Consider the following 18,729-nt stretch of genomic DNA (forward strand, 5'->3'; position numbering starts at 1 on the left):
ATGCTAGGAATCGTTGGCGCTGGCGAGTAGGCCCGCCATCGGCGCCAGCGTGTTGCTCTCCGCGCACCAATCGCGCGGCAGGGTGTCGAGGTCGATCCGGCGGATCTCCGTCGTCATGAAATCGATGAACGCGCGCACGCGCTTGGGCAACTGATCCCGGCTGAGATAGCAGAGGTAATGCCCGCGGTCGTCGGGTGCGTACTGGCGCAGGCAGCTCACCAGTCGGCCGTCGTGCAATGCATCGCATGCCTGGTAGGCCGGCAGTTGCGCGAGACCGTCGCCGCGCAGCACGGCGTCCAGCGTGAGTTCGGCATCGTTGAAAGTGAGCCCGCCGTGCGGAGTTGCCGACATCGGCTTGCCGTCGACCTTGAACCCCCACGGCTGCAGGCGCCCGTTGGCGGCGCGCTGGTTGATGCAGGGGTGCTGCGCGAGTTCGTCGATCGTCTCGGGCAAGCCCTGGCATGCGGCGTACTCCGAGGATGCGCACACCACCAGTTGCATCGGGATCAGCTTCTTGACGATCACCTGGCTGTCTTCGAGCGAGCCTTCACGAAAGGCGACGTCGATGCGGTCGTTGACCAGGTCCAGTGGCCGCTCGTCCAGCACCAGTTCCACTTCGACGTCCGGGTACAACGCGCGGAACCGCGACAGCAGCGGCGCGACGACCTTGCGACCGAAGCCGCATGTCGCCGACACCCGCAGTTGCCCGCGCGGTGCGCCTTCGCGCAGGTCCCGCATTTCCTCCATCGCCAGCAGGATGCGTTCGACCCCGGGCCGGCAGCCGTCGTAGAACCGTTCGCCTTCCGCGGTCAGCGACGTCGAACGCGTGGTGCGCGAAAACAGGCGCGCGCCCAGCTGGCCTTCCAGCTTCTGCACGCTGCGGCTGACCGCCGAGCGGCCGATGCCGAGCCGGTCGGCCGCGCGCGCGAAGCTGCCTTCGGTGGCGACCGCGAGGAAGGCCACGACGCCGGCGTAGCTCGTCGACAGGCTATGGGTGAGCAGATCGTGCGCCGGGGTGTGCGCCTGCAGCAATGGGCTCATGGGATCTCACCTTTCGAATCGGTTTCCGCGCGTGCATGCGCACGCACGACATCTCGCGCCTGCTCCAGGTGCTGCGCGCATGCATCCCTACGCACGCCGGTCAGGCGTTCGACATCCGTATCGCTCGCATCGAACACCGCGTGCAGCAGGAACACCGCGCGCGTGGTCGGCGGCAATTGCGCCAGCACCGCGAGGAATTCGGACCACACGCGGGTGGAAGGAGGCTGGTCCATGCCTCGAAGACGAATGGGCGCCCGCCCCTGTGACAGGCGATTGATGCGCCCCGCGCAACAGCCCGTATCCGGACGAACGGCTACCGCTCGCGGGCCACCGGGCCTAGATTGCCTGGCAACTTCAACGCGGAACCACGCCCCATGTCCCTGCGCATCGATTACAACGCCACCTCGCCCGAACTGGTGAAGAAGTTCGTCGAGTTCAGCCTTCTCGCCCACAAGGGCGCGATCGAGACGTCGATCATCGACCTCATCAATATCCGCGCCTCGCAGATCAACGGATGCGGGTTCTGCGTCGACATGCACAGCAAGGAAGCGACGATCCACGGTGAACGGCCGCTGCGCCTGTATCACCTCGCGATCTGGCGCGAGTCCAACCTGTTCTCCCCGCGGGAACGTGCCGCGCTGGAATGGACCGAAGCGCTCACCACGCTGCCGCCGCACGGCGTGCCGCAGGCGACCTTCGACGCAGTGCGCGAACACCTGTCGGAAAAAGAGTTGTCCGACCTCACGTTCTGCATCGTGGCGATCAACGCCTGGAACCGCATCAGCGTCGGCTTCACGGCGGTGCCCGGGTCGATGGACAAGGCCTACGGTCTGACGCGCGCCAACCTGTCCTGAGCGGGGAACAAGCCGGCGCGCATTCCCGTGGATTGAGGCCAGGCCCCCGCTACGCGCGGCGGATGTCACAATGCGTCTTTCCAAATCGTCGTTTCGATATGGAAGACGCCACCGAGATCTTTGGCCAACTCAGGCCGCGCCTGTTGGGCGCGGCCTATCGCATGCTCGGGTCGTCCGCGGAAGCGGAAGACACCGTGCAGGATGTCTGGCTGCGCTGGCACGAGGCCGACAAGGCCGCGATCGACAACCCCGAAGCCTGGCTGATCGCGACCACCACGCGCCGCGCGATCGACCGTTTGCGCTCGGCGCATGCGCAGCGGGAGCAGTACGTCGGCATGTGGCTGCCCGAGCCCGTCCTCACCGATGGCCCGGCAACGCCGGAGCAAGTCAACGCAATCTCCAACGACCTGTCGATCGCCTTCCTCACGGTGCTCGAACGCCTCGCGCCCGACGCGCGCGCTGCCTTCCTGCTGCATGAGGTCTTCGAAGCCGATTACGCGGACATCGCGAAGACCCTCGGCAAGACCGAGGCGGCGACGCGCCAGATCGTGCATCGCGCCAAGCGGCAACTCGCCGAAGACCGCAAGCGTTACCTCGTCACCGAGCAAGCGCACCAGCGCCTGATGCGCCGTTTCGCCGATGCCCTCTCGCGCGGCGATTTCACCGGCCTGAGGTCGATGATGTCCGAATCGGCGGAGCTCGTCGGCGACGGCGGTGGCTTCGTCAACAGTTTCCCCAAGCCGCTGGTCGGCGGCGAGCGCGTCGCGCAACTGCTCTTCGCGCCCACCTTGCGCCGCGAAGAAAACCACCTGCGCATCGAGCTGGTGGAAATCAACGGCGCGATCGGCATCCTGCGTTACCTGGACGGCGAACTCGAATCCGCGCAATCCTTCGTCAGCGACGGCGAACACATCCAGCGCGTCTACGTGCAGCGCAATCCGGAGAAACTCGCCCGCATCCGCGCGCACCGCTCGCTGCAGGTCGCCTGAGTTTCACTCATCCGTTTCATTGATGCGCAATGCGCAACGCATTGCATCATCCGCCATGTCTACCGTTGGTCACCCCGCGGGACTACGTTATCCGGGTCGCCCCACGCGACCAACCCAAGGAAACGCACATGTCCCATATCACCACGCAAGACGGCACCCAGATCTTCTACAAGGATTGGGGCCAGGGCCAACCCATCGTCTTCCACCACGGCTGGCCCCTGTCCGGCGACGACTGGGACACGCAGATGCAGTTTTTCCTGCAGCAGGGTTATCGCGTCATCGCCCATGACCGCCGCGGGCACGGCCGCTCGACGCAGACCTCCGGTGGCCACGAGATGGACACCTATGCCGCCGACGTCGCCGCCCTCGTGCAGAAGCTCGACCTGCGCGACGCCATCCACGTCGGCCATTCCACCGGCGGTGGTGAAGCCGTGCGTTACGTTGCGAAACACGGCAAGGACCGCGTCGCGAAACTTGCCATCCTCGGCGCCGTGCCGCCGATCATGGTGAAGTCCGACAAGAATCCCGGCGGCACGCCGATCGAAGTGTTCGACGGCTTCCGCAAGGACCTGGCCGCCAATCGCGCGGGTTTGTATTGGAACGTCCCGATGCCCTTCTACGGTTTCAACCGCGAAGGCACGCCGATCGACGAAGCCATCCGCCAGAACTGGTGGCGCCAGGCGATGATGGGCGCGACCAACGCGCACTACGAGTGCATCAAGGCGTTCTCCGAAACCGACTTCACCGAGGACCTCAGGAGCATCACCGTCCCCACGCTGGTGATGCATGGCGACGACGACCAGATCGTGCCGATCGCTGATTCGGCGTTGCTCTCGAGCAAGTTGCTGAAGAACGGCACGCTGAAGGTCTACAAAGGATTCCCGCACGGCATGGCGACGACGCATGCGGACGTGATCAACAAGGATCTGCTGGCGTTCTTCAAGAGCTGAGTGGCTCAAGCCCCTCTCTGATTCGGGGAGGGGCTTTCGGGCTGCGCTGGTAAAGCTACGAAACGGGGCTCACCCCGGATTGACTCCATGCAGATCGATCACCCCCAGGGCCCCGGCGATCACTACGCCGAGGATCAACATGACCGACAATGCGATCCGTTTCGTCAACGCGTTGACCGTGCGCTTGCTGGTCGCGTCGTCGACGAGCATGTAATAGAGGCCCGCGCCGAGGTTGTAGAGGATCACGGCCAGGAACGCGACGATCACGAGGGTTTTCATGGCCCGGAAGGATAGGCAGGGCCCGCCGGGGCCGACAGACTCAGACGCGGCCGATTCGACCGGATCAGATGGTCGTACGCTTTACGCCGCGCTGGCCGGCGACATCGCCGCCTCCATCGCCAACGGCACGCTGCGCCCGGGCGATCGCCTGCCCTCCGTCCGCCAGCTCACCGCCAGCCGGCACGTCAGCCCGGCGACCGTCTTCGAGGCCTATTACCTGCTGGAAGCACGGGGCCTGGTGCGTGCGCGACCGCGCTCGGGTTACTACGTCGCGCAAGCGCCCGCGCATGTGCCCGCCGAACCGCGCACGCCCTCCAATCCCGATACTGCCCCGCGCGCCGTCGCGATCACCGACCTGATCTACGCGACCTTGCAGGCCACCGCCTCGCGCGACGTCATTCCGCTCGGCTCCGCATTCCCGAGCCCTGCGTTGTTTCCGTGGCAGCAACTAGCGCGCACGATGGCGCAAACGGTGACCAGGCTCGATGCGTGGAGCAGCGTCGAATCGCTGACGCCCGGCCACGAAGGACTGCGCCGGCAAATCGCCACGCGTTATCTGCTCGACGGTGTCAGCACGCACGTGGACGACATCATCGTCACCAATGGCGCGATGGAAGCCTTGAACCTCGCGCTGGCGGCGGTGAGCAAACCCGGCGACGCCGTGGTGGTGGAATCGCCCTGTTTCTACGCCTGCCTGCAGGCGATCGAACGCCTCGGCCTGCGCGCGATCGAAGTCGCGACCGATCCGCGCAGCGGCATCGACCTGGCCGCGCTCGAACAGGCGATCGTCGATCACCAGCCCGCGGCGCTCTGGCTGATGACGAACTTCCAGAACCCGCTCACCGCCACGATGGATGCCGGGAAGAAACGCGCACTCGTCGAACTCCTGCACAAACACGCGCTTCCGATGGTGGAAGACGACGCCTACATGGAGTTGTACGCGGGCGACGAACGCCCCGCATCAACCAAAGCCTTCGACCGCGATGGTTGGGTGCTGCACTGCAGCTCGTTCTCGAAATCGCTGGCGCCGGGGTTGCGCGTGGGTTGGGTGTCCGCGGGCCGCTTCGCGCGCGAGGTGGCGCAACAGAAACTCGCCGCGTCGCTCGCCACGTCGGTGCCCGCGCAGGAAGCGCTCGCCCACTATCTCGCGCGCGGCCACTATGAACGCCACTTGCGCGCGCTGCGCGCACGCATGCGCAGCCAGCGAGATGCCTATGCCGAACTGATCGGGGCGGCCTTCCCCGCGGGCACGCGCATCAGCCGCCCGGGCGGCGGTTACTTCCTGTGGGTGGAACTGCCCGCAGGCACCGATGCCATGCGCCTGGCGCGCCAGGCCATGGCCGCCGGCATCAGCCTCGCACCGGGCCCGCTGTTCAGCGCATCACGCAATTTCGTGGACTGCGTCCGCATCAACTGCGGCCATCCGCTGAACGAAACCGTGGCCAATGCCATCCATCACCTCGGCCGGCTCGCCGCAAGCCCCTAAAATGCCGGGGTGACCATTCTCTGCCGCCTCTCCGACGACGCACGCATGTTCGAAGTGCGCTACGTGGGCGAACTCGACTACGCGATGCGCACGCGCGCGGTGGAAGCCACGCAGCGGCGGCTGAAGGACTGTTGGGTGAAGCAGATCCTGATCGATTTCAGCGATTCCTGGACGGTGGACACGCCCGACCCCGCCGAGGTGGAGCGATTCCGCAATACGCTTTCGCGCGCGACCTATCCGCGCGGCTCGCGCATCGCCTTCCTCAACCCGCCCGCGCAGTACGACCACGACGCGATCCAGGTGGGGCGTATGGCGGCGCATTTCGTGGGCCGTCGTTTCCATGACCGGTCGCATGCATTGGCCTGGTTGCGCGGACGACTCTGACGGCGCGCGGCGCAATGGCCGCTCGCTCCGGCCGCTTACGTCGAATGGAGAGGTTCAGTCTCCTTCGGTAACCTTTCCTTGATGACCACGCTGCTGCGCCTGTCCGATGACGCCACGTTGTTCGAGGTCTGCTACATCGGCGAGATCGACCATCGCGTGCGCGTGCGCGCGGTACACGAGATGCAGCAGCGCCTGAAGGATGGTTGGGTCAAGCAACTGCTGATCGACTTCACGCGCGCGATGCCGACCGGCCCGGTCGACGCCGAGCACGCCGAGGCGGTTCGCGAAGCGTGGCAGCAATCCACGTTCCCGCGCGGCGCACGCATCGCGCTGCTCAATCCGCCCGACGATTACGACGGGCCGATGGTGCAGGCCGGCGAAGCCGCGCACTTCACCCTCCGGCGGTTCCATGAACGCCAGCATGCGCTGGCGTGGTTGAAAGGAACGCTCTGAGCGCGATCAGTACGCCTGGTTTTCGTAGGGCACCGCCGACCAGGCCGGGTTGACCACCGCAACCGCCTGCGTCGTGGCGTTCGCGCCTTTCCGCCAGATCACGTTCTGCCCGCTCTGCGGGTGGCGCCAGAGGATGTCGGCGAAGCCGTCGCCATCGTAGTCGCCCACGTTCGCCACGCGCCACGCCGTGGACACGCTGGCGACCGCGATCGTGGTCGCGTTGTTGGCCGCGCGCCAGATCGTATTCCCGCCGTTGGCGGTGTTGCGCCAGAGGATGTCGGACGTGCCGTCGGCGTCGAAGTCGCCGATGCCGACCACCTTCCAATCCAGGTCCGTTGCCGCCACGCCCTGCGCGGCGCCGCTGTTGGCCGACCGCCAGATCACGTTCGCCCCGGTGCCCGTGTTGCGCCACAGGATGTCGGCGATGGCATCGCCGTTGAAGTCGCCGACGCCGGCGACCGTCCAGCCCGCGGCGACGGACGCGACCGCGCGTGGTGTCGCGGCATTCCCCGACAACCACAGGCTGTTGGACCCATTGGGGTTGTGCCACAACACATCCGTGCGTCCGTCGGCGTTGAAATCGCCGAAGCCCGCGGGCTCCCAACCGCCGCCGACCGTCTTCACCGCGATCGTGGCCGCGCTGTTCCCCGAACGCCATATCACGCTCTGGCCCGACGAGGATTGCCGCAGGAACAGATCGGAATGCCCGTCGCCGTCGAAGTCGCCCTGCCCGGCAACGCGCCAGCCGGCGGCGGTGGCCGAGACGGCGGTGGTCGTGGCCTTGTTCGCGCGGCGCCAGATCACATTCTGGCCCGTGTTGCTGTGCCAGAACACGTCGGAGCGGCGGTCGCCGTCGTAGTCGTCGTCGGGGACGTGCCGGCGCACGGTGAAGTAGACCGCGCTCGGCGTGCCGACCTGCCCCGAGGCATCGGTGCCGCGCACGTACACCACGTGGCGCCCGTAGGCGAGCGTGCTCGTGTCGATGTTGACGACCGACAGTTCGCGCGCGGCGTTGAACGCACCATCGGACGCGCGCATGGCGATCGGCGCCGCGCCGCTCGCCCAGGGCGCGGCATCCAGGTAGGCGGCGGCGCTCGTGACGGCCTGCACGGACTCGGTGCCGTTGCTCTGGTTGTAACGCGAGTCGTCGAACCACGCCGAGACCGCGAGGGCCCGCCCGCGTTCCACCGAGATCGCCGAACCCCGCACCGCGGTCGTGTCCGGCCCGCCCGGCGAGGTGTAGGGATTCATCAGGTTGCGCGCCGCGTATTTCAGCGCGTTGAAGTTCTGCGGATACGTGGTGGACTCGAAGGTCGAACAATCCTCGAAGAATTCCTGCCCCAATTCGATGGTGTAACTCGGCGCCCCGCTCACGCCGTACACGGTGTCGGTGTTCGTGCCATCGGCGGCGTACAGGCCGATCCATTGCACCGGCTTGTAGTTGTTGAAATACGCCAGGCGGCGACCGAGGGTCTGCAGCGCCGGTCCATTCGGCGCGTTGGTCTGCGTGTTCGCCCACGGCCACAACACCAGCTGCGAGAAGCTGTGGATGTCGAGGAACATCCCGCGATAGTCGGCCGGCGCCACGCCCGTGTCGGTGCGACGGTCGGGAAGGATGCCACCGCTGTACGTGCCGCCCGCCCCCGGCGTGCCGAGGATGTAGCGCACCGCGTTCTGCACTTCGTTTTCCGACTGCGCGGCTGGCCCGCGGTAGGTCACGTTGCACGGATCGGGGCTCGATCCGTTCGCCACCGTGCCGAAGCGCCAACCGAAATTGCGATTGAGGTCGACGCCGTAGGCGTTGGCGCTGCACGGCCCGTTGTCCGTGTCGGTGTTCTTGCGCCAGGACAAGCCGGACTCGGCTTTCTTGCGCCCGTCCGGATTGGCCTGGAGCAAGAAGTGGAACCGGAAGTTGTCGAGCATCCACGTCGCATCGGGGTCGGTGCCGTAGCCCTTGACCAACCACTCGGCGAAACGCGTGGTGAGTTCGGCGGTCGTGTATTCGCGTGCATGGATGGCGGCGAGCACGACCATGTTCGGCTTGTTGGGGACCGTGGCGTCGGTGGCGGCGTTGTTCAACCGCAGCACGCGCATGCGATAGCCCTGCGCACCGCCGGTCTTCGCCCATGCCCAGGTCGGGCCGATGTCGACCACGCTCGCCAGCGACGGGTACTTCGCCGAGAGCTGGTCCATCGTCGAATAGGTTTCCTCGACGGTGCGATAGCAGACGAAGCCGGGAATCGCGTTCTGCGCGGTCAGGCTGGCCTGCCCTGCGAGCGCCTTCGCCATCYGCGATTCGCCCTTGCGCATCCGCTGCGTGGCCGCGTCGTCGATTTCCGCGCGCAGGCCCATGCCGCGCAGCATCGCCAGGTCCGCGGCGTTGGCCTCCACCTGCGCGGTGTGGCGCTTTTCGTCGATCCGCAAATGGTCGAAGCGGCCGGCGATCTGCTGCAACTGCGCCCGGTTGGCCCAGTGCACCGTGACCAGGACCAGGCGGTCGGGGTCCCCGTTGAACCCGTCGACCGGCGTGGCTGCGGTGAGCAGCCCCACCGCGGGAACGAGGGCCAGGGCGGCTGCGAGGCGAACAGCGAGGAAGCGGCGACGGGGCTGGCGAGCCGGCATGCGGGACGTCCGAGGGCAATTCAGAGGCCCGTACTGTTCCGCTGAGCTTGGGAAGCCGAGGTGAAAGCGGGGGAATCGCCCGCACGGGCCTGCGGCCCCGGCGCCTAGATCGCGTTTCCGGCGGCATGCCCCGAGGCCCACGCCCACTGGAAGTTGTAGCCCCCCAGCCAACCGGTGACGTCGACGACTTCGCCGATGAAATGCAGCCCGGGCACGCGTCTGGACTGCATCGTGCTGGAAGACAGCTCGTCCGTGTCGACGCCACCCAACGTGACCTCCGCGGTGCGATACCCCTCGGTGCCACTCGCCACCAGTAAGAAGTCGCCCAGGACTTGCGCGATCTCGCGCAGTTGCGGCGCGTTGTATTGCTTCATCGGCCGATTCGGTAGCCAGTGTTCGCACAGTCGTTGGGCGAAGCGCTTGGGCAGCACGTCGCCGAGCACCGTCTTGAGCTCGGCCGCCGGGCGATCGCGTTGCCACTGCTGCAAGGCTTCCAAAGCATCCTGGCCGGGCAGCAGATCCAGGCGGAGTTCATCGCCCGGTTGCCAGAACGAAGAGATCTGCAGGATCGACGGACCGCTGACGCCGCGATGCGTGACCAGCAAGTAGTTGCTGAAACTGGCGCCGTTGCATCGCGCGGTCACGGGCAATGCCACGCCACTGAGGTCGGCGAGGCGCTCCTGATGTTTGCCGCTCAGCGTGAGCGGCACGAGCCCCGCGCGAGTGGGCAACACGGCGTGACCGAACTGCCGCGCCAGTTCATAGCCGAATCCCGTCGCACCCATGCTGGGAATCGACAGCCCGCCACACGCAACCACCAACGCCGGCGCAGAAAACACACCGTGCGTGGTATGCAAACGAAACCGCGCCTCCTCGCTGTCGCCGTGGTTCACGCGCTCGATGCTGCAGCTGGTTTCCACGCGCACGCCGGCGGCGTCGCACTCGTCCAGCAGCATCTTGACGATCAACTTGGACGAGACATCGCAGAACAACTGCCCCAACTCTTTCTCGTGATACGCGATGCCGTGGCGCTCGACCATGGCGATGAACTGCCACGGCGTGTAGCGCGCCAGGGCCGACTTGCAGAAGTGCGGATTGGCGGACAGGTAGTTGTCGGGCGAGGCGCCGGTGTTGGTGAAATTGCAGCGCCCGCCGCCGGACATCAGGATCTTCTTGCCGACGCGGTTGGCGTGTTCGACGACCAGCACGCGCTTGCCGCGCCGGCCCGCGGTCAACGCGCACATCAGCCCGGCGGCACCTCCGCCGATGACCACGGCGTCGAAATGCGCACTCATCCGCGGGCTCCGCGATCAGGCCGCTTTCGCGGCCGCCGCCATGCGGATGCGCGGGTGGAAGGCGACCGTTCCGCCGTCGCCCATCAACTGCAGCTCGCCGTCCTGGAGCAGCGCGTTGAGCTGCATGCTGCGCTGGAACATCGCGGCCAGCGCATCGACCGTCGCCCCGTCGATGTCGATGACGGTGAGGTTGCCCAGGCGCGAAAGGCCACCTGCAATTTTTTCCCACCAAAGATCGGCGGCGCGCCCGGCGTAATTCACGACGATGACCTGCCGCGCGCGGCCGCACGCCTTGCGAATGCGCGACTCGTCGGGCTGCCCGAGGTCGATCCATTGCTCGATCTGCCCGGTGTAATCGCGCCGCCACAGATCGGGCTCTTCCTCGTTGCTCAGGCCCCTGCCGAATTCCAGGCGCTCGTCGGCGAACAGCGCAAAGGCCACCAACCGCACCATCAGCCGCTCGTCCGTTTCCGAGGGATGCTGGGCCAGGGTGAGCGGGTACGTCGCGTAGTGATGTCGGTCCAGGTCGCTGAGCTGAAGCTCGGCCTTGATGACGGTGGCCTTGAGCGCCATGGGTCGGGTGCTTTGCGGGAACGGGATGCGGAGTCTAGTCGCTTGGCGGTGACGCTGCGGGGACCGTCGTGGCGTCCAATGCCGCAATGACCTGCTCGAGCACCTGCGCATGCGGACCTGCGACATCCACGACGACGACGTCCTGCTCCCCGGTCGGCGGCTCCAGCGCATCGAGCTGGCTGGCCAACAGATGCAGGGGCATGAAATGACCGGTGCGCCCGGCCAGTCGTTCCGCGATCACCAACGGCGACGCGTGAAGGAACACGAAGCGCGTCGGCATGCCACTCTCGCGCAGGCATTGCCGATGCGCGGCACGCAGACCCGAGAACGCCAGCACGATCGAGCGGCCCCGGCCCGCGTGCTCGCGCAATGCACGTTCCAGTACACCGACCCACGGCGCGCGCTGCGCGTCGTTCAACGGCTCCCCAGCCGCCATCTGCGCCTTCGCATCGTGGGTGTGGAAATCATCGGCGTCGAGGAACACATCGCCGTAGTGCGCGGCCAGTGCGCGCGCGACCGTGGTCTTGCCGCTGCCCGCGACTCCGATGACGACGATGGCGCGTGGACGCGGTGGCATGCCGTCAGCTTGGCATGCGTTGGCCCGTTCCCGCCCACTTCTGCGTCGGCTTGTTAACCGGACCCGGATAACAGGCCCATCCGACGCCGCGTCCGCCCGTCGCTGACTGAAGGCGCACGAACCATGCTCGCATTCGGACACCTCGGCGTACTGGTCTCGATCGTCGTCGGCCTGAGCATCTCGCAGGTCCTGTTCGGATTCGGGCAGCTGCTCAGGAGGCGCGGCAGCCATCAATTCGACGCGGCTTACCTGCTTTGCAACGCGATCATCCTCGTTGTCCTCGTCGATTGCTGGTGGGGCGTCTTTTCATGGCGCGACACCACCAACTGGTCTTATCCGACGACGTGGTTCGTATTGCTCAATCCACTGCTCGTGACGATGGCCGCACAACTGCTTCCGCCCGATTGGGACGAAAGGCCGCTGGACATCCACGCGATGTACCACAGGAACCACCGGCTTATTTTCGGACTACTCGCGTTCTACCCCTTGCTCGACCTGGTGGATACGCGGTTGAAAGGGATCGCGCATTTCAGGAGCCTGGGTCCCGGCTATCTCGTTACGAACCTGGGCATGGCGGTGCTCTGCTTCATCGCGGCATTGTCGAAAAGCCGCAAGGTGCAGATGGTGTGTTCGGTCGGGATCTTGCTGGTCGTGTTCTCCTGGATCTTCGGGATCTATTCCTACGTCCGAATGTGAGCAACGAAGTGCGGCGGCGCACTGGCCGAGACCCACCCCGCCCCGCGTTCCTGACTGGGTCGGCCGCCAACGCCGGCGTTCGGAGGAACTCCGGTGCCGGAGCGCACACGTGGCTGGACTGCCGCACGCAGCGCGTCGCCGCTCCTGGCGATGGCGCTTGCGCGCGTGGCGTTCGCGCAGGATTCCTTCCCGGCACCGAGCGCGGAGAGCGCAACGCCCACCGAGCTCGACCGCGTCATCGTCACTGCACGGCGTCGCGACGAAGCTCTGCAGGATGTGCCCATCGCGGTGACCTCCCTGGATGGAAGCGAGCTGAAGTCGCGCGCGGCCGACGACTTGACAGCGCTGACAGCAGCCACGCCGAACCTCGTGCTCTACAACGCGCGCGCGTTCAACAGCGCCGTGACGGCCACCATTCGCGGCGTGGGCCAGTACGACCCGGTCTGGGGCGTGGAGCCGGCCGTGGCGATCTACATCGACGATGTGTATCTCGCGCGTCCGCAGGCGGCGTTGCTCGACATCCTCGACGTCGAACGCATCGAAGTGCTGCGCGGACCGCAGGGCACGCTATACGGCAAGAACACCATCGGCGGCGCGATCAAATACATCACGCGGTCGCCGGAACCCTACTTTTCCGGCAGCGTATCCGTCACGGCGGGGGACTACGGTCGCCTCGACGGAAAGGCGCTGATCAACATTCCCTTCAGCGACACCTTCCTTTCGCGATTCGCCTTCGGTCGCTACACGCGCGATGGCTACGGGAGGAACCTCGTCACGGGCGAAGACGTCTCGGATCGCGACGCGAGCGTGATGCGCGCCACCTTCGACTGGCTGCCGGCAGAAAGCGTGGATGTACGCCTCGCCTGGGATCGTTATCGCGACCGTTCCCATGTCATCGGGGCGCATCGCCTGCTGACCAGCCCGTTCCCACCGTACACGCCCCCCGACCCCGGCCGTTTCGATGTCCGCAGCGATGCGCCGAACCGGGACGACACCGATGCCGAAGGCGGCTCGCTCACCGTCGACTGGGCGATCGACGAGGTCTGGCGGTTCAAATCGGTCACCGCGCGGCGCACGGGGGATTCGTTCGGCTACGTGGACTTCGACACACTCCCGCAACCGGTGGCGACACTCAACCGGGATTTCCACGACGAACAGACCTCGCAGGAATTCCAGTTGCAATGGAACCGCGGAAACACGCACGCGGTGGCAGGCCTTTACTGGTCGGACGGCGAAGCCGCCGGTGCCGGGAACGTCGTCAACGGCGGCGTGTTTTTCGCCGTGACCAGCGGCGCCGTCTGGACGCGCACCAACGCGCTGTACGCAGATGTGTCCTGGGACATGACCGCGCAGGCGACCGCGGAACTCGGCCTGCGTTACACACATGAGGACAAGCGCGCATCCGTGATCTCGCGATTCACCGATCCGACGTTCCTGCACACGTTTGCCTTTCGCGCGTACTTCACGGACACCACGACGTTCAGCGCCTTCTCGCCGCGCATCGCGTTGACCTGGAAACCGACCGAGACGGCGATGTATTACCTTCAGGCCACGCGTGGCTTCAAGGGCGGCACCTACAACATTCGTGCCGACACGGTTGCCGTGCCTGCGTCCGCGCTGCCCTTGCAGGATGAAACCGCCACGTCGCTCGAGCTCGGCGCCAAAGCGCAATGGCGCGACGGGCGCATCACCCTGGACGCCGCGGTTTTCCACACCCACTACAGCGACATCCAGCTCAGCGCCGCGGTGCCCATCGACACCGATGGCAATGGCATCGACGACGATACGTTCGGGGATTTCCGCAATGCCGGCCAGGGCACGATGCAGGGTGTCGAGCTGGAGGCTTCGGCGCGAACGGGCGAACACCTGCGCCTGCTCGGACACGTCGCCTACCTGGACACGAGATACGGCGAATACATCAGCGGAGGCACCGACATCGCCGCGACCGCGCGGTTCCCGAACGCACCGGACTGGACGGCGGGCGCAAGCGCGATCGGCGAATGGGCACTCCCGGGCGGCAGCGCCTTCGACGCGCGACTCGACGTCAGCTTCCAGGGCGCGCTGTACCCGACGACCGACGTCGCTCCCATCGTCCTGCAGCCTGGGCACACGGTGTGGAACGCCTCGCTGACGTGGGCATCGCCGAAGCATGATTGGGAAGTCGCGCTGATCGGACAGAACCTCTCCGACAAGGTGTACCGAACGGGGAGCTTCTGGTTTGAATTCGTCGGCCTGGCCACTGCCTACTACGGCGCGCCGCGCACCTTGGCACTGTCGATCACGTATTCCTTCTGATCCGGGGCCGGCGTCGGCGGCGGATCCACCGCGCGTGGGCCTGCGAAGTTCATGCGTGCGCGCAATGCGGCAAACCGCGGGTCCTTGCGCAGGTTGTCCCAGTTCGCATCGACTTCGATGAAGGTCATGCGGACGTCGCGTTCGCGATACCCCCGCTCGAGCTGTGCCAACGCTCCGTCGCGATCGCCAAGCGCGTTGTACACAAGCGCGAGGTTGCTTCCGGGGACGTAGCCGGTTTGCGACCGACGGTCGAGTGCATCGCGGATGCGCTCGGCAGCGGCCCGGTCTCCCGCAGCCAGTTCACCCTGCACCAGCGACGCAAGGGCGAGGGAGCAGTCGCCGCACAGGGTCGTTGCGCGGCGAATCTGCGCCAGCCCGCCCGCGCGGTCGCCCTTCCGGATCTTCATCAGGCCGCGCGCCATCGAGGTGACCCAGAAGTCCGGTTCGATGGCGAGCGCGCTTGCACGGATCCGTTGCGCCTCGTCCGCATAGCCGGCTTCTTCGAGGAAGGAGGACACCAGCATGCACACCAACGGCGACAGCGGATTCAGCGCGTAGGCCTGCCGTGCCTGCACCGCGGATTCCTGGTGGCGGCCGATGTTCGCCAGCAGGTGCGCATACGCGAGGTGCGCTTCGGCCAGGCTGGGATTGAGTTCGATCGCGTGCTTGAGCGACGCTTCGGCCGCTTCCCAATCCCAGTCGTACCAGAATTGCACGAAGCCGCGCGACGAATACGCTTCGGCGAGCCGTGGGTCGATGGCCAGCGCACGCGCGATGGCGGCTTGCGCGAGGGGAAACGCCACGCGCGGATCCGCGTCGCCTGTCATGACCGACGCACGATACGCATACGCCATGCCGGCGTAAGCGCGGGCGCAGGTCGGATCGAGGTCGATGGCGCGGGCGAACGACGCCAGCGCCTGGCGCATGCGCGGCCCGCTCGGTCGATCCAGTTGGTAACGACCCGCGAGATACGCGCGATAGGCCACCGCGTTTTCACCATCGCACGGGCTGTGCACCGCCACGTCGGTGCGCGTGAGTGCGAGCGCGTCGGTCATCGCCGATGCCAGCGTGTCCTGCAGCGTGAACACATTGCCGGAGCGTTCGTCGAACGTGCCGGACCACAGTGTCCGGCTCTTCTGCACATCGATCAGTCGCGCGCTGACCCGGATGCGATCGCCACCGCGCTGCGTCGTCCCTTCGACGACGTAACGCGCGCCCAGTTTGTGCCCGGCGTCCAGCGGATCGGCGTCGTCGAAACGCCGGCTCGACGCCAGCGAGCGCACCTGCAGCGATGTCGAACTGCCAATGCGCGTGATCAGCGCATCGGCCAGGCCGAGCGAAAGCATCTCGTCCTGCGGACCGCTCGAGAGCGAGCGGAACGGCAGCACCGCCAAGGTCGCGTTCGCCTGCGCAGGTTCCACGTCGGGCGTGCGCGAGCGCCACGCGGCGACGCCGCCTGCGACGACCACCAGCAGCGCGACGAAGCCGACGAGCATCGGGCGCCGCAATCGTTTTGGTGGCGGAGGTACGGCAGAGATCGCGGGACTCGGCGTTGCCGTTGCGTCGTCTTCCTGCACATCCGCGACGAACCGATACCCATGCCCCGGTACGGTGACGATGAAACGGTGCTCGCCGCCTTGCGTGCCGAAGGCGCGGCGCAGGGCCGCGATCGCCTGCGTCAGCGTGTTTTCCTCGACGACGCGCCCGGGCCAGACCGCACTGAGCAATTCATCGCGCGAGACGACTTGGTCACGGTGCTCGATCAGGTAGGCCAGCGTGTCGAAGGCCTTCGCCGTCAATGGCAGAGGCGCGCCGTTGCCCTCGCGCAGTTCCCGGGACCGGGTGTCGAGGCGGTACGTCGTGAAGCGGTAACGCCGGGCGGCCGCAGGGGGCATGGATTCACCAGATTTCAGATTCTTTCACCGGAAATCGATGGCGTGGCAGGCCATCGCAGGGGGACGGTCGCCCCGCGCCGCAAGGCGCCCCTGCCCCCAATGGAGAAGATCATGGTGATGAAAGGCCTCCTCATCGGACTCGCGGCCATCGCAGCGACGAGCACTGCGGTCGCCGTCGACCCCTGGACCAACGGGTGCCCCAACACCCCGGCCAACAAGATCGTCGGGATCTGGCGCACCCAGGCGGCCGTCGGCCCCTGTGGCAGCGGCCAGTACCCGATCCAGATCCGGAACACCCTCCAGTTCCACGCAGGCGGCACGATGCTCGAGAGCGTGCCGCCGAACCCCGTGCGCGTCGAAGGCCTCGGCACCTGGAAATACAACGCCGACACCAGGCAATACCGCATGCACCTGCTCTTCGACTGGTACCTGCCCGATGGAACTTACGACGGCCACCAGACCGTCGACCGCCTGTTCCTGATGAGCAACGACGGCAAGCGCGTCGCCGGCCCGGTCCACGCCGTGCGATTCGCGGCGGACGGCAGCGTCATGGGCGAGTTGTGCGGCCACGCGGTTTCCACCCGGCAGTAGCGCGGAGCGATGCCATGAACACCAAATTCGCATGCTGCATCGCAGTCGCACTTGGCTGCGCCTGTCCGGCAGCGTTTGCACAAGACACGGCCGACATCCTGTGGCGCAACACCGCAACCGGTGCGAACGTGGTCTGGAGAGGTGGAAATCATCTGCAGACCAAGCCGGTCGCGAGCATGACTCTCGACTGGCAGGTGGTCGGGACCAAGGTGACCGGCTTGCACGGCGCCATGGGCGTCATCTGGCGCAATCGGGCGGACGGCCGCAACCTGGAATGGGTGTCGGCACAGGTCGAGGCCGCCTACGACTTGCCGACGATCCCCAAACAAACCTGGACGTTCGCGGGGGGCGGGTACTTCGACGATCACTACAGCCTGCTGTGGCGGGACACCGCGACCGGAAGAAACGTGATGTGGCGCACGGGCAACAACGGCCGCTACAACGACGTCCTTGCCACGGTCCCTCCGGCTTGGAAAGTCGTGGGCATCGGCGACTTCGACGGCGACATGTACGCCGACGTCCTCTGGCGCAACCAGGCGACGGGCGCCAATACGATCTGGCTGCGCGCGGACTCGCACGCCCCTCGGGCAATGACCGCGATCACGAATCTCGCGTGGGAGGTCGCGGGCGTGGGTGATTTCGATGGCGACAGGATGGCCGACATTCTCTGGCGGAATTCCACGACCGGCCGGAACGTCGTCTGGCATCGGGGGCTCGCGACACGTGCCGTGGCGCTCGCGACGGTGTCCAGGCTGAGCTGGCAGGTCGTCGGCGTCGGCGATTTCGACGGTGACCGAACCGCTGATGTGCTGTGGCGCGATGCAGTCGGCGGACGCAACGTGATCTGGCCGTCGGCCAACGCGGCATTGCAGTTCCCATTGGCGACGGTCGCCAACCCCGCATGGATCGTTGCAGCCGTCGGCGAGTTCGAACGGAATCCCTGGGAGTGGTGATCACGGCGCCACGGATCGCGGCAGCGGTCCGTGGCCGCCCGGCGCCGACATGGCCGGCAACGGCGACCTCGCGTCGTTGGCTCGGGTGGGCCTGCACAGGGAATGCCGATGCGCCGGACTGCGTTGCTCGCGATCGCTGCATTCTTCGCCGGTGCGTTCGGCACGACATCCTTCAAAGTCGAGCCGGGGCCGGTGGACGTGCAACAACAAACCGCCTCCGGATCGTTTCGACTCGTCGGCGCACCGGATGGCGACCTGGAAGCCCTGATGCCGGATGGGAAACCGGGCGTGACGGGCGGTGGATGCCTGGTGTTCCAGGATGCGAACGAGCAGTTCTCCTGCACGGCGCAAGGGCCGGAGTGCGACAGCCACAAGCCCGCTGCGGCCGGTTCTGCCTATTGCGACTACAGCGCCACCGCCGCCCCGACGGGCACCTGTTGGTTCAGCCCCACGTCCGATCCTTGCTACCGATCCAAACTGGATCGCCTGGAATACGACAAGCCACACGTACTCACGACGGACAGCTCGCCATTACCGCCGCCCGCGAAAGTCCGATGGCGTGTGCTGACCTGCCAAGGCTTGGTCGCCGGTGGATGCGGGAAACCCGACAACGTCGAAAACGTCGACTTCCACATGCGGTGGGGACCGGTGACGGAACCCTGATCCCCTCCGCGCCAATGGTGAGGATTCTGCACGGGCTTCAGGAACCCAAGCGACCGTAGAGCGTTTTTCACCCGGAACGAACGAGCCCGGTCGCCCAATCGGGCGACGCGAGCAAGGGGCGATGTTCGCGTTC

At 66.5% G+C, this 18,729-nt stretch carries 19 protein-coding genes; 11 read left to right on the top strand and 8 right to left on the bottom strand.

From position 1 onward, the window contains the following. Window positions 1–3 precede the first annotated feature (3 nt). Window positions 4–1,041: a LysR family transcriptional regulator gene (locus ACXJJ8_RS02105; protein ID WP_499026598.1), complete on the bottom strand. Its 1,038-nt coding sequence runs from the start codon at window positions 1,039–1,041 to the stop codon at window positions 4–6. Next, on the bottom strand, window positions 1,038–1,274 hold the full coding sequence (locus tag ACXJJ8_RS02110) for a sigma factor-like helix-turn-helix DNA-binding protein (RefSeq protein ID WP_499026600.1): 237 nt from the start codon (window positions 1,272–1,274) through the stop codon (window positions 1,038–1,040). The genes ACXJJ8_RS02105 and ACXJJ8_RS02110 overlap by 4 nt, the downstream gene beginning before the upstream one ends. A 141-nt stretch (window positions 1,275–1,415) precedes the next feature. Here ACXJJ8_RS02110 and ACXJJ8_RS02115 point away from each other — a divergent pair, with 141 nt between their 5' ends. From ACXJJ8_RS02115 to ACXJJ8_RS02125, 3 genes are all read left to right on the top strand, one after another. Beyond that, window positions 1,416–1,895, top strand: a complete 480-nt coding sequence (locus tag ACXJJ8_RS02115; RefSeq protein WP_499026601.1) for a carboxymuconolactone decarboxylase family protein — start codon at window positions 1,416–1,418, stop codon at window positions 1,893–1,895. Between the two features lie 98 nt (window positions 1,896–1,993). Beyond that, on the top strand, window positions 1,994–2,884 hold the full coding sequence (locus ACXJJ8_RS02120; RefSeq protein ID WP_499026603.1) for an RNA polymerase sigma-70 factor: 891 nt from the start codon (window positions 1,994–1,996) through the stop codon (window positions 2,882–2,884). A gap of 128 nt (window positions 2,885–3,012) precedes the next feature. Beyond that, window positions 3,013–3,834, top strand: coding sequence for an alpha/beta fold hydrolase (locus ACXJJ8_RS02125; RefSeq protein ID WP_499026605.1), 822 nt, complete (start codon window positions 3,013–3,015; stop codon window positions 3,832–3,834). Between the two features lie 69 nt (window positions 3,835–3,903). On the opposite strand, the gene ACXJJ8_RS02130 is transcribed toward ACXJJ8_RS02125, so the two are convergent. Further along, window positions 3,904–4,113: a DUF2909 domain-containing protein gene (locus ACXJJ8_RS02130; protein WP_499026606.1), complete on the bottom strand. Its 210-nt coding sequence runs from the start codon at window positions 4,111–4,113 to the stop codon at window positions 3,904–3,906. Between ACXJJ8_RS02130 and ACXJJ8_RS02135 the strand changes: the two genes are divergently transcribed. From ACXJJ8_RS02135 to ACXJJ8_RS02145, 3 genes are all read left to right on the top strand, one after another. After that, window positions 4,112–5,599 carry an aminotransferase-like domain-containing protein gene (locus ACXJJ8_RS02135; protein WP_499026607.1) on the top strand — a complete coding sequence of 496 codons (1,488 nt, stop codon included), beginning with the start codon at window positions 4,112–4,114 and terminating at the stop codon, window positions 5,597–5,599. The two genes, ACXJJ8_RS02130 and ACXJJ8_RS02135, sit on opposite strands and share 2 nt — an antisense overlap. Before the next feature lie 9 nt (window positions 5,600–5,608). Continuing rightward, the gene (locus tag ACXJJ8_RS02140; protein WP_499026608.1) at window positions 5,609–5,983 is read left to right on the top strand and encodes a hypothetical protein; all 375 of its coding nucleotides are present in this window, start codon (window positions 5,609–5,611) and stop codon (window positions 5,981–5,983) included. 81 nt (window positions 5,984–6,064) lie between these two features. Beyond that, complete coding sequence (locus ACXJJ8_RS02145; RefSeq protein WP_499026610.1) at window positions 6,065–6,436, top strand: hypothetical protein; 372 nt, start codon at window positions 6,065–6,067, stop codon at window positions 6,434–6,436. 6 nt (window positions 6,437–6,442) lie between these two features. On the opposite strand, the gene ACXJJ8_RS02150 is transcribed toward ACXJJ8_RS02145, so the two are convergent. From ACXJJ8_RS02150 to ACXJJ8_RS02165, 4 genes are all read right to left on the bottom strand, one after another. Beyond that, window positions 6,443–9,058: a M14 family zinc carboxypeptidase gene (locus ACXJJ8_RS02150; RefSeq protein WP_499026611.1), complete on the bottom strand. Its 2,616-nt coding sequence runs from the start codon at window positions 9,056–9,058 to the stop codon at window positions 6,443–6,445. Between the two features lie 104 nt (window positions 9,059–9,162). Continuing rightward, complete coding sequence (locus ACXJJ8_RS02155) at window positions 9,163–10,353, bottom strand: BaiN/RdsA family NAD(P)/FAD-dependent oxidoreductase (protein WP_499026613.1); 1,191 nt, start codon at window positions 10,351–10,353, stop codon at window positions 9,163–9,165. A gap of 15 nt (window positions 10,354–10,368) precedes the next feature. Next, window positions 10,369–10,926: a YaeQ family protein gene (locus ACXJJ8_RS02160; protein WP_499026614.1), complete on the bottom strand. Its 558-nt coding sequence runs from the start codon at window positions 10,924–10,926 to the stop codon at window positions 10,369–10,371. A gap of 34 nt (window positions 10,927–10,960) precedes the next feature. Further along, a complete protein-coding gene (locus tag ACXJJ8_RS02165) occupies window positions 10,961–11,503 on the bottom strand; it encodes a gluconokinase (RefSeq protein ID WP_499026615.1) in 543 nt (180 codons plus the stop codon). 123 nt (window positions 11,504–11,626) lie between these two features. Here ACXJJ8_RS02165 and ACXJJ8_RS02170 point away from each other — a divergent pair, with 123 nt between their 5' ends. Next, on the top strand, window positions 11,627–12,199 hold the full coding sequence (locus ACXJJ8_RS02170; protein ID WP_499026616.1) for a hypothetical protein: 573 nt from the start codon (window positions 11,627–11,629) through the stop codon (window positions 12,197–12,199). A gap of 93 nt (window positions 12,200–12,292) precedes the next feature. Beyond that, window positions 12,293–14,494, top strand: a complete 2,202-nt coding sequence (locus ACXJJ8_RS02175; protein WP_499026618.1) for a TonB-dependent receptor — start codon at window positions 12,293–12,295, stop codon at window positions 14,492–14,494. Here the strand turns inward: ACXJJ8_RS02175 and ACXJJ8_RS02180 are convergent. Next, the gene (locus tag ACXJJ8_RS02180; protein WP_499026619.1) at window positions 14,446–16,389 is read right to left on the bottom strand and encodes a winged helix-turn-helix domain-containing protein; all 1,944 of its coding nucleotides are present in this window, start codon (window positions 16,387–16,389) and stop codon (window positions 14,446–14,448) included. The two genes, ACXJJ8_RS02175 and ACXJJ8_RS02180, sit on opposite strands and share 49 nt — an antisense overlap. Window positions 16,390–16,506: 117 nt before the next feature. Here ACXJJ8_RS02180 and ACXJJ8_RS02185 point away from each other — a divergent pair, with 117 nt between their 5' ends. From ACXJJ8_RS02185 to ACXJJ8_RS02195, 3 genes are all read left to right on the top strand, one after another. Then, window positions 16,507–16,980 (top strand): hypothetical protein, encoded by a 474-nt coding sequence (locus ACXJJ8_RS02185; RefSeq protein WP_499026621.1) that lies wholly within the window; start codon window positions 16,507–16,509, stop codon window positions 16,978–16,980. A 14-nt stretch (window positions 16,981–16,994) separates the two neighbouring features. Beyond that, window positions 16,995–17,933 (top strand): FG-GAP repeat domain-containing protein, encoded by a 939-nt coding sequence (locus ACXJJ8_RS02190; protein WP_499026623.1) that lies wholly within the window; start codon window positions 16,995–16,997, stop codon window positions 17,931–17,933. 108 nt (window positions 17,934–18,041) lie between these two features. Next, on the top strand, window positions 18,042–18,596 hold the full coding sequence (locus ACXJJ8_RS02195; RefSeq protein ID WP_499026624.1) for a hypothetical protein: 555 nt from the start codon (window positions 18,042–18,044) through the stop codon (window positions 18,594–18,596). Window positions 18,597–18,729: the final 133 nt, after the last annotated feature.

Source organism: Lysobacter sp. P5_C4 (assembly GCF_054049695.1).